This window comes from Clostridium chromiireducens (genome assembly GCF_002029255.1).
GTDB classification, from domain to species: domain Bacteria; phylum Bacillota; class Clostridia; order Clostridiales; family Clostridiaceae; genus Clostridium; species Clostridium chromiireducens.
The window spans coordinates 1-14,924 of the sequence record NZ_MZGT01000093.1 but is presented as its reverse complement, the minus strand read 5'-3'; the positions used below and the strand labels follow the sequence as shown (position 1 = coordinate 14,924).

The following is a 14,924-nucleotide window of genomic DNA, read 5'->3' as shown; positions in this document are numbered from 1 at the left end:
ATTTTATTATAATATCTTATGAATTTAATAAGTTCAAATTCACAAGATATTCTTTACATTGACACTGTCTGAAGTTTAGGGGAATAGTTTAACTCTATACAAAATCATTTATTTATATTTTTTCTTGTGATATGTGAAGTATATCATAAATTGTTCCTTCTTCTGATTTTACCTTACTTAAATTATCTATAAAGTAAAATACGTTATATTTCCATTTATCAGGATTGTAAATAACTACATACTCCGCTTCTTCAATTCTTGGAATATCCTTTTTTATTTTGTCTTTTAAGTTGTTAAGGCTTTCTTGTGGCTGTATTTCTCTTGTTATTTCAAGTAAATATTTACTGTCTTTAATTTTGTATGTTGTAGTATCAACCAATGGTATACCTACATTTACTCTTTGCCATCCGAATGAAGTTATTATATTGTCATAAAAACCACTAAACAAAAACTTATTTATTCCATTACTATCTTTCCAAATATATAAAGGACAATAACTATTCTGTAAACTTTTATTAGTTCCTTTTTCTGTTATTAAATACAGTTTGAATTTCAAATCCTCAAATCCATCTGTTTTATATCCATTGTTCTTTACTCTCTCCTTTATTATATTCATATCATAATCACTTGGTAATATAATCTTATATTGTGTTGCTATCATTCGCTTATATCCTCCTTTTTATTTTTAAACCCATAAGTATAGTTGTTAATCAATTCATCTATTAGTTTTTACATTTACAGTTTAACTCCCCATACAAAAATTGTATAATACTTATAAATAATCTTTAATATCACTAATAGTGATGGCAAATCTAAATTAATTTATATGAGAGGTCTTATACTATGGAAATTAATGATTTAAGAATATTTCAATCAGTTGCTTATGAAAAATCTATATCAAAAGCTGCTTTAAAACTTGGTTATGCACAATCAAATATAACTATGAGAATTAAAGTACTTGAAAATAAATTGAGCACTACTTTATTTATAAGAAACAATAAAGGTACTATGATTACACCTAATGGAGAAAAATTGCTTAAATATGCAGATAAAATCCTTGAATTAGTTGATGAAGTTAATGAGGAGTTTCTTCCTGCACAAGCTTCTTCAATCGTTAAAATCGGAGCCACTCAGACTATTTCAGCCTCTATTTTACCTAAATTATTTTCCCTATTTTATGAGAAAAATCCCGAGGTATCTTTAATATTAAAAACAGAAAGACAAGAAGTTCTTATAGATATGCTTATAAAAGGTGAATTAGATGGTGCTTTTATACCTGGTGACATTAAATCTTCAAAAATCAAGAAAGTTATTACTTTTAAAGAAGAACTTGTACTAGTATCTTCTAAAATCATTAATGATACTAATAAATTAAATGCTCCAATAATAGTAATTTCTGATATTAATTGCCCTTATCGTAAACTGCTACAAAAATGGTTAGTCAATAATCATTCTAAATCTACAACTATTATTGAATTTGATTCATTAGAATCTATTATTAGGGGTATCTCTGAAGGTCTAGGAATATCACTTTTACCTAAAAGTATTTTGCCTAAAAATAATAATTTTTTTATTTATGATTTAACAGATGACTTTGATGAATTAGAAGTTAAGTTTATAGTGAATAAAGATTTAAAAATTAATACTTTACTTAAAAGCTTTATCAATATTGCAAATAACTACATCTCTGATTCTCATTGATCGATATCACTTTGTTTTAAAACCCATTAATTCATACTATCATTTGCATTAAAATAAAGAGGTGAACCAATCACATCCGAACTTGATTCTCCTCCATTACTTAAATCCACTATTGATTTATCATCTATGCCAAACTATATTGATTCCATATCTCTAGTTTTCTTATGATACGGTATTCTAATGTTTAAACACTTCATCCTTCCTTTAATATAAATACATTGCCTTCTTATCACTTGCTTATGAAATGATCAAACTTTCATTATCCTAAAACAAATTATATTAATAACGAGGTGTTGCATTTTATTTATTTTATTACAAGATTCATATCATTAGTTTCTTTAATCATTCTAACAAATTCTAAGAATGCACTTGTAACCACGCTATTTTTGTTTCTTATAAAGTATGTATAAACACGGCTGTATTCCTCTGGAACGCAAAAAGAACGTAATAGCCCTGCCTTTTCATACCGCCTAATGGAGTCTTCTGGTACAAATGCTGCTCCAAGTCCTGAAATAACTCCATTTATACTTGCATCAATGCTATTAAACTCTATATATGTGAGATCTCTTATTCCTTGTGAATTGAAATATCTCATGAGCATTTCTCTATTTACACAACCTACTGAATTAAGTAAAAATGGTAATTTGTATAGCTCATGTAAATCTTTGATTTCAGGAGAAGCTATAAGAACAAGCTTTTCTTGGCAAACAAGCTCACTTACAAAATTCTTCTCTTCAAGCACAGATGCCTTCACAAAAGCGCCATCCAACTGAAAGTTTAGAATCTTTGTTATGAGATCTTCTGTTTTTGTAGTTATTAAAGATAAATTTACCTCTGGATACTTTTTATGATACTGTGAAAAAATCTCTGGTATATTAATTGAATAAGTAAGATGAGTTGAACCTATTGCTAAACGTCCAGATGGTTCAGAAGAATTACTAACTACTTTAGCAGCCTCTTCGAATAAATGTAATATATGTTCTGCATAAGGCAACAATTTTTCTCCTTCAGACGTCAGCACCATACCTCTCTGTCTATAAAACAGCGTAGCTCCAAGTTCCGTTTCAAGATGCTGAATTCTTGCTGTAACATTTGACTGTACATATCCCAAGGTTTGAGCTGCCTTTGTTATATTTCCTTCTGCTGCAACTGCGCGAAATATCTTTAAATCATTACTATCCATAAATTACCTCCACAATAAATATCACTAACAGTGATATAGTTGATCTAATATAATCATTTTACATGATTGAATCTTTAAAGTAAACTCTTATTATGGCGATTTAATTATAACCATAATCAACATAAAATAAACTAAAATTAAGGAGTGTCTATAATGAAAACATTATTCAATCAAACACAATTTGCAGGATTAACATTAAAAAACAGATTTATTCGCTCTGCAACAAATGATAGAGCAGCAGATAAAGAAGGACATGTGACTGAAGAACTACTAAAAATTTATGAAGACCTTGCAAAAGGAGGAGTTGGAACTATTATAACCGGCTTAGCAAGAGTAAGTGATTCTGAAAATTTATTATCAGGGCAAATGAGTATCTCTAATGATTCTTATATAGATGAATATTTGGAACTAACTAGCAGGGTTCATAAGTATTCTGCAAATATAATTCTTCAATTAGTCTGCACTGGAGCACAAAATACTAGTGCCGAAAACGGAGTAGCCTGGGGACCAAGTTCAGTAGAGGATTTATATTACAAAATCATTCCAAAGGAAATGACAAAGGAAGATATATATGATATGGAGGATGCCTTTGCTAAAGGAGCACTTAGAGCTAAAAAGGCAGGCTTTGACGGTGTACAAATGCATGTAGCTCATGGATATCTTTTAAGCAAATTTCTAAATCCTTATTATAATCGTAGAGAAGATGAATATGGTGGTTCACCTGAAAATAGAGCCAGAGCAATCATTGAAACCTATCAAAAAATAAGAGATGCCGTTGGCAAGAACTTTCCAGTACTAGTAAAAATCAACTGTAATGATTTTATGGATCAAGGATTGTCTTCAGAGGATTGTCTAAATGTGTGTAAGACTCTTGAGAGAGCAGGAATAGATGCAATAGAAATAAGCGGAGGGAGTCCTTCTTCTAGACCTGGAGAAGGGGTTATTCGAAATATAAAATCAGAAAATGAATCTTATTTCAAAGACTTTTCAGAAGTAATTGCTAAAGAAATTAACATTCCTTTAATCTCAGTTGGAGGTAATAGAAATTTTGATAAATTGACTAATATAATAAATGAAACTGAAATTGAATATATTTCATTATGCAGACCACTAATAAGAGAAGCTGATTTGATAAATCGCTGGAATGCTGGCGACAGATTACCAGCAAAATGTATTTCCTGCAGTAAATGTTTTAGCCGAGAAGAGGACAAGACAATTACAAAGTGTATTTTTAATAAATAGACTTATGATAATTAAATAAAATGTGTTCTATAGGATAGACATAATAAGTATATTAATTTATCTCTAAAACAGAAAATTATGGTAGACTCTTTCATTTAATATGCATAAAAGAGTCTACTCCATTTTAATCAATATAAATCTAAAGTATTCAATTTTTTATTAAATATCTTCCTAAATTCTTCACTATCATATTTAATATCATCTATCCTTTTTACAGACATTGCACCCATTAAACTATTTGTTATTATAACCTCATCAGATTTCTTCAATTCCTCTAAAGTAATGCTTTTTTCAATAACCTTAAATTCCTTTAAAATCTCAGCCCTTATTATTCCATTTAGCAATCCATCTTCAAGCCTAGGAGTAAATATTTCATTATTTTTAACTATAAATATATTCGCACAGCTTGTTTCCGTAATATTATCCTTTTCATTTAAAAATATTACATCATCGTAACCAATTTTCTTTGCATTTTCTTTTTCAATTAAATTTTCTATATAGCAGGTTGACTTTATATAACATAATCTTGAAGTACTATTTCTTCTTACCTTTGAAATAGTTAAAGACATTCCTCTATCATAATCTTCAACCTTATAATTAAGCTCTCTTTCTGTAATAATAATATTTAATGGAGTAACAGTTATTTTTAAAACCTTATCTTTTATATTTAATTTATTTAAATATTCTCTTAGCATCGTTTCTTCTAAAGGTAATAAATTTATTTGTGTCATGGCACTTTTTAATCTATTCAAATGTTCATCTAGAAATACCGGTTCATTTTTCCAAAGCATAGTTTCAAATACGCCTCTTCCAAAAAAAACTCCCTCATCTACTAAAATTCTATCTTCATTATAAATTATATTTCGCATTACAATACCCCCATTAAAGCCTTAGCTTTATCTATTGTTTCAAACCATTCATCTTCCTCAACAGATTCCCAAGTGATTCCTCCACCTACTCCTAGATAAGCTTTATTATCTTTTTTAACAATAGTTCTAATTACGATATTAAAATCACTATTACCTCTTAAATCAAAATATCCTATAGATCCTGTATATATATTTCTTTTTAACTTTTCGAGCTCCTCTATTATTTCCATTGCTCTAATTTTGGGAGCTCCCGTAATAGATCCACCTGGAAAGCATTCTCTGATACATTTTACTGCTGAAACATCTTCTTTTAGCTTTCCTTCTATGGTTGAAACAAGGTGAAACACAGTCTCATATTTTTCTAATTTAAAAAGTTCTGTTACCTTTACAGAATTAGGCTTACAAACTTTACTCAAATCATTTCTTTCTAAATCAACAATCATCAAAAGTTCTGATTTATCTTTCTCTGAATTCAGTAATTCATTTTTATTTTTTTCGTCCTCTTCTTTATTTTTACCTCTTGGTCTTGTACCTTTTATTGGTCTTGTTTGAACCAATCCATCTGTAATTGATAAAAACCTTTCTGGAGAAGAACTTATTATCTGAAAATCTTGGAAATTCATATATGCTGAAAATGGTGCTTTGTTAGTATTCCTTAACTTTTGATATATTTTATAGGAATCCTCATCGCTACTGCAACATATTCTTCTAGTCATATTAGCAATGTATACATCTCCGCTTCTAATGTAATCCTTAAGTTTTGCTACTGCTTTTTCATACTCTTCTTTATCAAAATTTGAAATAAAAGTATTTTTAGATTCTACTAATTCTATTTTTTTGTCTCTTATATCTTCAATATAGTTTTCCAAATATTTTTCTATGTTTGATATACCTACTGTGGATTCTTGAATTTGACCTGCAGCAGTTATATAAGTTTTTTTATTATGTAAATCAAAAATAATTAAATTATCAAAGAAAACAAAAATACTATCTGGTATACTAAAATCTTCATCTGAATTATCTGGTAACTCCTCTAGCACTCTTCCTATATCATATGAAAAATATCCAATGGCACCACTAATAAAAGGAATGTCATTTTTAATATTTAGTTTATATTCTTCCATAATTTCTTCTAGTTTTTCAAAAGGGTCAACATTATCATATTTATCTTTACCTATTAACACTTGCCTTCCTTTTGAAGTAAATTTTTTATACGGATTTAACCCTATAAAAGAATATTTTGATAATAATTTATCTTCCTTTGAACTATCTAAAAAAATGCTATCAATATCATCTTTAAAAAGATTATATGTATAAAATGGATCATAATATGTATTTAATTCTTTTATTCTAAAATCTATCATTATAAAACCTCATTATTATTTTTTGAATGTGCCTTGCACTCTAAAACAAAATTTTCAAGAATTTTGTGTCCATCTTCAGTGAGTTCTGCTTCCGGGTGAAATTGAACTCCATATATAGGCAGCTTATTATGTTTAATTCCCATAACTACCTCATCTGAAGTTTTTGCAGTGACTATTAATTCTTTTGAGAGTTTTTCTTTATCTATAATTAAAGAGTGATATCTTGTTACGTTAAGTGGATTTTTTACACCTCGAAATAATCCATTATTGTCATGAGTTATATCACTTATCTTTCCATGCATCGGTCTTTCCCCCTTAACTATTTTACTACCAAAATAGTGTCCAATGCACTGATGGCCTAAGCAAATCCCAAGAATCGGGATTTCCCCTTTAAACTTATCTATAATATCTAGGGATAATCCTGCTTCCTCTGGATTTTTAGGGCCTGGAGAAATAACTATGCCTGAATATTTATTACTGTTTATGCTCTTCATATCAATTTTATCGTTCCTAACCACTTCCACTTCTTCCCCTATTTCTTCAAAATATCTAACAAGGTTATATACAAATGAATCGTAGTTATCTATCATTAGTATCATTCAATCATTCCTTTTTAATTTATATCTTATACATTCTATCATAGATTTATTTTAATATTAAATCTTATATAAAAAAATATGTTGCTAAACATTCTTATCCACATATTTTTAGGATTGCATATACACAAAAAATATAGGCAAATCCCATACATAAAAAAACATAGTCTACACTTCGATTATGCTTTAAAATATATCATAACTAGAAATAAGTAGCATACATTTATTTATCTACATACATATAATCTCTTGTCACAGGAATTTCGTTATTTAAACCTTTTGTGATTAACATTTGATGAAGATCAATTATTCCATTGTTAAAGGTTGATGCACAGGCGCAAAGATAAAGCTCCCACATTCTAGCAAACTCTTCATTAAACATTTTAGTGACTTCACTCCTTTTATTGTTGAAATTTTCTCTCCAACAGAGAAGAGTTTTAACATAATGCCTTCTTAGACTTTCTACATCAATGACATAAAAATTATGATCACCACAAATATTTATGATTTCTCTTAAACTTGGAATAACCCCGCCTTTAAATATATATTTCTTAATCCAAGGATCTCCTGGATATTCTTTAAGTGCACTAATATAATGTAATAAAAATACTCCTTTAGGTCTTAAAACGGAATCTATATTTTTCATGAACAAATCATAATTATCTCTTCCAACATGTTCAAGCATTCCTACACTAACAACTCTATCAAATAATTTTTCACACTTACTTAAATCACGATAGTCCATAAGTTTTACTTCCAATAGATTTTCAAGCTTTTCTTCTTTTATTCTTTCTTTAAACCTTTTAAATTGTTCTTCACTTAGTGTTATTCCGAGTCCGTGAACCTTATATTCTTTTGCTGCTTCTATTAGCAGGGATCCCCATCCACAGCCGACATCTAAAAGGCTCATACCATCTTTAAGATTAAGCTTTTTTAATATATGGTGTATTTTATTCATTTGGGCATTATATAAACTCTCATCATTTGATCTAAAATATCCACATGAATAGGTCATTGAATTATCAAGCCAAAGACTATAAAATTCATTACCTATATCATAATGTGATTGAACTTCATTCCTTTGATTTTTTGCAGAACTAGATGAAAAGATTAAATTTTTTAGTGACTTAGTATCTGCTGTAAATTTATCCATCTGACTAAGAAATAAATTCAAAACAGTAAATAAATCCCCTGTTATTTCAATATCTCCTTTCATATATGCTTCTCCAAGAGCCAGTGAAGTACTCTTAAGTAATTCGGTCTTACTTATTTCATTCTTTACTACTATTTCAAACTGTGGGGCGCCCTTCCCTATAATATGTTCCTCATTATTTTGAAACTTAATCCGAAATGGTATGTCATCAAATTTCTCTAAATATTTAATATAAAAACTATTTATTAAGCTCATAGAATAATCCTCTTCTCTTTATAATTTAAACACTGCTTCATTTATACTAATTTTAATCCATAAATATACCATCCTATTTATCGATTAAAATTGGTTTTGAAAATAAAACTCATAAAATAAAACAAGAGTATTTAAAGATAATGCTTTATAATACTCCTGCTTCTTTCGTTCTAATTTCTTATGAAAAAGCCTTTTCTTCGTAGACTGCTGACTTTCCTTTATATTTTCCTGATAAATAATATATCATACTGCACATTGTGCTAAATATATACGTAATCATAATAGCTTCCCATATTCCTGTAATCCCTATACTGGTTTCTGATAAGAAATCTGATAATGGTATTCTTATTATTAGTAAAGATACAGCTGATATTGTCATGGTTACTAAGGTTTTTCCTGAGCCGTTTATAATCCCGTTAGTTACAAAACTTATGCTAAATATTAAATAACCTATAGCATTAATCCTTAAATAAGAAGTACCTATTGCTAACATTTCAGAATCCTTTGCAAAGGCCATAAGAATTTCCTTTGGAAAAAATCCTACTACTATAGATATTAGAGCAATTACGCTTAAAATTATTATTATTCCCCATTTAAATACTTCTGTCACTCTCTCCATTTTATTTCCCCCAATATTTTGTCCTGTTATAACAGATGCTGCCGCTCCAACTGACATTGAAGGCATTAGTGCTAGGTAATCGACTTTGCTTGCAGCTCCATAGGCTGCAATTGCATCTGATCCAAATCTACTTATAAAAGAAGTGATAAATATAAGACTTATCGGCATTAAACATTGTTGTATTGTTGAAGGCATTCCTAATTTAAGCATGTCATAAACGATTTTCTTATTAATAGTAAGCCTTTTAGGAATTATATTTACTTCGAATTTCTTTTTCCTTAGATATATAATTGCAGAAATAGTAGCCACTGCCCCTGAAATAAGAGAAGCTACAGCAGCTCCATTTAGTCCGTAAGCTGTTATAAGTATCGGATCTAAAATAGCATTTGCAATAGTCGATAATACTAAAAACACAACCGACGTTTTAGTATCCCCCATTCCAGAAAGAATTGCGTTAATAACATAATATAGATAATTAATAAATGCTGCTAAGAGCAATATACTTAAATAACTTGATGCCATATTAAATATATCATTTGGAGTTCCCATTAGAACTAATAATTCATTTCTAAAAATAAGAGCTAACGCTATAAGTATTCCTGCTATTATAGAAAATATTGAAAATGCTGTTTCAATGACCTTATTAATCATTTTTAAATTCTTAGCACCATAATTTCTAGATACTAATATAGATACTGATGTTGTAGAACCTGATGCTATGGATATTAGAATAAAGATAATTGGAAAACTTACTGAAGATGCAGCCATAGCATCTTTTCCAAGCAAATTGCCTATCCATATAGTATTTATTATTGTGTAACCCATAGTCAAAAAAAGACCTATTGTCATGGGAATAGCAAACTTTAATATATGCTTTTTTATATCCCCAGTTGTAAAATCATTTCCTGTTGCCTTTTCCATTTTTTACTCCTCCTAAAATAACTTAATCTTTATTGATTAATTACATTTTACTAATTTAGGAGGAGTTTATAATCACCCACAAGTATGATTTAAAGAGGTGATTTATATATCACCCCTTTAAAATATTTAGGTCAGCGGCTTTTGCTAAAGCTTCTGTCCTACTATGAACATCTAATTTTGTATATATGTTTAAAAGATGAGTTTTAACTGTATTTACAGATACAAATAAAGAATCTGCAATTTCCAAGTTAGTTAGTCCATCTTTTAAGTATTCTAATACTTCCAGTTCTCTTATACTTAATAAATCATTGTTATCAAGTTTCTTAATATCATTTACTTCATCAAAGCCATTAATTATTTCATTTAAAAAGATTTTAGCTCCCTCATTTAAATCAGTTTCAAGCTTATTCCTTAATTTAACCATAATGTTTTTTAAAGATTGTCCTTCATCTAGAAAAATTCTCATATAATATTCCTTATATGATAGCATTATTGCTTTAGACAAACACTTTAAAGTCTCTTGAGTATTTCCTAGCTTTTCAGAAATAATTCCCTTTAAAATCAATACTTCTGCAACTACCTTATAAATTTTCCTCTTCTCAAAGCTTTCATATAATTTATCTACTAATTTCTCTGCTTTAATTAGTGAATTTGATAACATATAATATCGCAACTTAACCATATTAAAGAATAAATATTCTATATTATATTTTACCTCTCTTTCGAAAATTTGACTGTTTACTAATGTCTCAGCATGTTGAAAATTTCCTATTCTTAAAAACATGTTTTGCTTAACAACTTCAAGGTCTATACTTACATTAAACAATCTATTATTAACTATAGTATTTTCTGCCTTTTTAATATAATTAAAAGCATCTTCACTACTTGAATCTGCAAAATATATCTTTGCTAAAATTATATAGCTTATAGATATAATCAAAGAAATATTTCCTTTCATCCCAAGCTCTAAGGCCTTTTCCACACACTCTCTGCATTTACTTAAGTCATTCCATTCATAGTACACTAGAGCTAAATCGTTATATATAGTTCCTGCTATTGGTATATTTTCAGCATGTCTTTGTGCTAGATATTCTAGTAAGTCCATACATTGTTTTTCCGCCTCATATAGAGTACCTTTAAGCATCTTTGAAATAATTATACTGGTATTTGCCATGGTTGCTATATAGTAATTGTTTATATTTTTACTAATAATTAAGCATTCTTCAAAAAAATTTAATGCCTTTAATACATCTCCTCTATAAATGCATGCAGTTCCATTTAATAAAATAGTCGTAGCATTTAATAAACTATACTTAGAGCTATGAGCCTTCGCTTTATTCAAGTACTCAGCAATCTTGTCACTATCCTTATCTAAAGTTGCAAGCATAGCTTTTATTATCATTATTTCAGCAAAAAAATAATCTGCTTTTTCTTGACTATGAAATTTCTCTATAATTTCCTGAGCATGCTTTAGGTATTTTTCTGTATCCTCATAATCCCCATTAATACATTTGAACCAGGCAGCATTCATACAAAGCCTAGGACTTTCATATAACTTACTTTGCGGGATCAACATGCACCAGTCATATACTTTTTTCATTTCTCCGCTAAACATTAAATCCATATCAATTTTTTCAATCATAGATACTGCCTTATCATAATTTCTAGCTTTAAGATAAAAATCAATACTAATGGAATATAACTCATTTACTTTATACCAGTCTGCAGCATTATTATACAAACTCACCAGATCGTCTTTTATATTAATCTCTCTCCTATTTCGCAAAAAATCTCTAAACAAGTGGTGATACCTATACCACTCTTTATTTTGATCTAAAGGAATCATAAATAAATTTTCATTATCTAGTTTTTCTAATATGTATTGACTATCTTCTATACCAACTATCTTATTACATAAGTCAAAATTCATTTCAACTAATATGGAAGTTTTCATAAGAAATATTTGTATATCTTTATCTAATAAAGTAAATACTTCTTCCATCAAATACTCTAGAACATATCTATGATCGCCTCTAAAGTTTTTTATAACATCATTTTCATTTTTATTGTTCTTTAATGAAAGTGCGGCCATTTGCAAACCTGCTGCCCATCCTTCAGTACGTTTTTTTAAAATATTTAAAATCTCCTCAGAGATATTTACATTCATTACTTTTTCAAAAAACTCTTTTGTCTCTTTAACTGTAAAGCTGATATCCTTTTGAGAAAGTTCGAGCATATTATCAGTTGCTCTTAGCTTAGCAATACCTATATTCGGGACTACTCTGCTAAGTATAATAACATGCATCTTGATTGGCATATTTTTTATAAAAAATCTTAATTGATCGTATATCTCATCATTTGTGACTAAATATAAATCATCTAATACAACGAATAAATCTTTTTCTATATTATAAAGCTCATTTATAAATACTGATAAAAAATCCATTGCCGACTCATTGTTAGATTGATAAGAATTAAGTACTGAAAAAGCATTCTCTAACATTCCACTTTGTATTTGATTAATCGAAATTAAAATATACCTCCAAAATGTAATTGGATCACTATCCCTTTCATCAAGCGATACCCAAGACATGTAGTATCTATTCTTAACATCAAAATTTATCCAAGAAGATATTAATGTACTCTTCCCAAATCCTGCTGGAGCGGTAACTAGAGTAAGTTTATAGTTTACACATTCATTTAGCTTTTCAAATAAACTTAGTCTTCTTATTAATTTTTCCTTTGCTTTAGGGATATTTATCTTACTTTTAATAAAACCTTTGTCCATTATTTATATCATCCTTAAACACTGTAATTACTAATATTTTACTACTAAACCTTAGTATCTTCCACAAAAAAAATGAGATAACAGGTAAGATAATGTGTAATTCTCCATTTTCAAATTTTGCTGAGATTTGTGCTCTATCAACATTTTCTACATGAAAAGCTCTTGAAATTTGCCCGTAATTAATTTTTCTCTTTATCCTGAAATAAATTCATTATTGTTAATTATCTCTTTTGTGCTATTTTTTTCTTTTATTTTCTTTGTCTTAATATTTATTTTAACAAGCAAGTGAATTTTTTAATTGATATAATGACATTTTTTCAGCTATATTCTGTGCTTGACGCAATAACTCTTCAGTAGATGCGGCAGTTTCTTGTGCCTTTGCTGAATTTGTTTGAACTACTCCAGATATTTGATCAACATTATCTGTCATCTGTGTTATAGCTTTTGTTTGTTCAAATGATTCAATGAATATATCTTTTATTAACTTAGAACTATCATCAACATTAACTACTATACTATTTAATGCTTCTGAAGCTTCTTTAGCTAAATTCTCGCCATTTTTTATTCTAATTAGTGAGTTTTCTATTAAAGCATTAGTATCCTTTACTGCAAGAGAACATTGCTGAGCAAGATTTTTCACTTCATTTGCTACTACTGCAAAGCCTTTTCCTGACTCACCCGCTCTAGCTGCTTCAATTGCAGCATTTAAAGCTAAAAGATTTGTTTGCGATGCAATATTCTCTATAGTACCTGTAATCATTGCAATTTGATTAGATGACTCAGCTATATCTTTCATATAATCCATTAATCTTTCCATTTTATAATTGCCTTCTGTTACAATTTTTTTAGTGTTTTTTGAAACCCTATTAGCCTCTTCTGCATTTTTTGAATTTATCTTAACTTTAGCTAAAACCTCATTAAAACTTGCAAAAAGTTCTTCAATTATTGCTGCTTGATTTGTAGCTCCATCTGCAAGATCCTTAGTAATCAATGATATTTGTTCTGAACTATTAGTAGTTAAATATACAGATTTACCTATACTATAGAAGTTTTCATTTAATCTATCAATAATAGTTTCAAGTGATTCCTGTATAGGAATAAAATCACACTTATATTCAACTTCTTCCTTTAACTCTATATTTAGATTTCCAACTGATATTTCTTCTAATAATGTTGTAATATTATCAACATAAGAATCTATCATTTCAATAGCTCCAATTAAATTATTCGCCATTCCACCCATTTCATCATTAAGATCATATTTATTTTCTACTTTAAGATTTCCATATAGTAGTTCTTCCGATATCTCTTTAATATTATTTATTCCTTTCATAAATATGTTGGTTAATAATCTACTTACTGTTGATGTAACAGCTACTATAATAAACATAAAAATAACTATAAATCCTAAAATAATATTATTAACCACAGTAACTCTTTGTAGAAATTTTGCTGTTTCTTTTTGAGACTCTTCGTATACTTCCAAAATCCTTTCTACGATAATATCAATATGTGATGAATATGTACTCTGAATTATTGATGTTGCTGAAGCTTTATCTCCTTCATTAAGTAAACTTATTATTTCCGCCCTATTACTTTCAGCTAATTTTATTGCCTCTTCAAGTCTAATAATCATCTCATTATTCGCTGGAAACACTTCTCTTACATTTGTAAAATTGTTATCAAAAACTATTACTTCTTCATCAACCAATCTTAAATATTTCATCTCTTCTTCTCTATCATCTTCGCCAATTGCCCTGTAAAGATCTTTTTCAATTTTCTGGAGATTAATTCTCATGTTAGCTATGTTGTCTGAAATCTCATATGACTTTGTATATAACGAATTTGTCTTCTTAGAAAACATATATAAAGTTCCAACAGTTATGATCATACTAACTAAAGTAAATGCTATAATTACCAAAAAAGGTTTTTTAATTTTTTGGCTTACTGATTCTTGAGATATTAATTGATACAATTTATTGTACATTTTTTAAATTCCTCCTCTTTCTATTGTCTAATATTTATAAAAATAATCAATTTAATTAAAATTTCATTCCTTTTAATTAATTATTCATTGTGAATTGATATAAGTTGAAGAAATATCAGCTACTAAAAGTAAATTGCGATTTCTTAGTTGATAGTGATTTTCATTTACCATTATATCAATTTATACCCTATTTTTAAACATCTGTCCACAAAAATATATAATTATCAAAATATACCAGTTTAAAAT

General features: G+C 28.4%; 11 protein-coding genes. 2 read left to right on the top strand and 9 right to left on the bottom strand.

From position 1 onward, the window contains the following. Window positions 1-112: 112 nt before the first annotated feature. Window positions 113-661, bottom strand: coding sequence for a DUF4865 family protein (locus CLCHR_RS21635; RefSeq protein WP_079441984.1), 549 nt, complete (start codon window positions 659-661; stop codon window positions 113-115). 182 nt (window positions 662-843) lie between these two features. Between CLCHR_RS21635 and CLCHR_RS21630 the strand changes: the two genes are divergently transcribed. Then, window positions 844-1,701: a LysR family transcriptional regulator gene (locus CLCHR_RS21630; protein ID WP_079441983.1), complete on the top strand. Its 858-nt coding sequence runs from the start codon at window positions 844-846 to the stop codon at window positions 1,699-1,701. A gap of 304 nt (window positions 1,702-2,005) precedes the next feature. Here CLCHR_RS21630 and CLCHR_RS21625 read toward each other — a convergent pair whose 3' ends face one another. Beyond that, window positions 2,006-2,884: a LysR family transcriptional regulator gene (locus CLCHR_RS21625; protein ID WP_079441982.1), complete on the bottom strand. Its 879-nt coding sequence runs from the start codon at window positions 2,882-2,884 to the stop codon at window positions 2,006-2,008. A gap of 153 nt (window positions 2,885-3,037) precedes the next feature. Between CLCHR_RS21625 and CLCHR_RS21620 the strand changes: the two genes are divergently transcribed. Further along, entirely contained in the window at window positions 3,038-4,126 is a 1,089-nt protein-coding gene (locus CLCHR_RS21620; RefSeq protein ID WP_079441981.1) for an NADH:flavin oxidoreductase, read from the top strand. A gap of 128 nt (window positions 4,127-4,254) precedes the next feature. Here the strand turns inward: CLCHR_RS21620 and CLCHR_RS21615 are convergent, their stop codons facing one another. From CLCHR_RS21615 to CLCHR_RS21585, 7 genes are all read right to left on the bottom strand, one after another. Then, a complete protein-coding gene (locus tag CLCHR_RS21615) occupies window positions 4,255-4,995 on the bottom strand; it encodes an aminotransferase class IV (protein ID WP_079441980.1) in 741 nt (246 codons plus the stop codon). After that, on the bottom strand, window positions 4,995-6,356 hold the full coding sequence (gene pabB / locus CLCHR_RS21610) for an aminodeoxychorismate synthase component I (RefSeq protein WP_376747010.1): 1,362 nt from the start codon (window positions 6,354-6,356) through the stop codon (window positions 4,995-4,997). Before pabB ends, CLCHR_RS21615 begins: the two co-directional genes overlap by 1 nt. Window positions 6,357-6,358: 2 nt before the next feature. Beyond that, on the bottom strand, window positions 6,359-6,958 hold the full coding sequence (locus CLCHR_RS21605) for an anthranilate synthase component II (protein WP_079441978.1): 600 nt from the start codon (window positions 6,956-6,958) through the stop codon (window positions 6,359-6,361). A gap of 220 nt (window positions 6,959-7,178) precedes the next feature. Next, a complete protein-coding gene (locus CLCHR_RS21600; RefSeq protein WP_079441977.1) occupies window positions 7,179-8,363 on the bottom strand; it encodes an SAM-dependent methyltransferase in 1,185 nt (394 codons plus the stop codon). 178 nt (window positions 8,364-8,541) lie between these two features. Continuing rightward, window positions 8,542-9,903, bottom strand: coding sequence for an MATE family efflux transporter (locus tag CLCHR_RS21595; protein ID WP_079441976.1), 1,362 nt, complete (start codon window positions 9,901-9,903; stop codon window positions 8,542-8,544). A gap of 109 nt (window positions 9,904-10,012) precedes the next feature. Continuing rightward, window positions 10,013-12,691 (bottom strand): winged helix-turn-helix domain-containing protein, encoded by a 2,679-nt coding sequence (locus tag CLCHR_RS21590; RefSeq protein WP_079441975.1) that lies wholly within the window; start codon window positions 12,689-12,691, stop codon window positions 10,013-10,015. Window positions 12,692-12,965: 274 nt separating this feature from the next. Beyond that, entirely contained in the window at window positions 12,966-14,678 is a 1,713-nt protein-coding gene (locus CLCHR_RS21585; protein ID WP_079441974.1) for a methyl-accepting chemotaxis protein, read from the bottom strand. Window positions 14,679-14,924 lie beyond the last annotated feature (246 nt).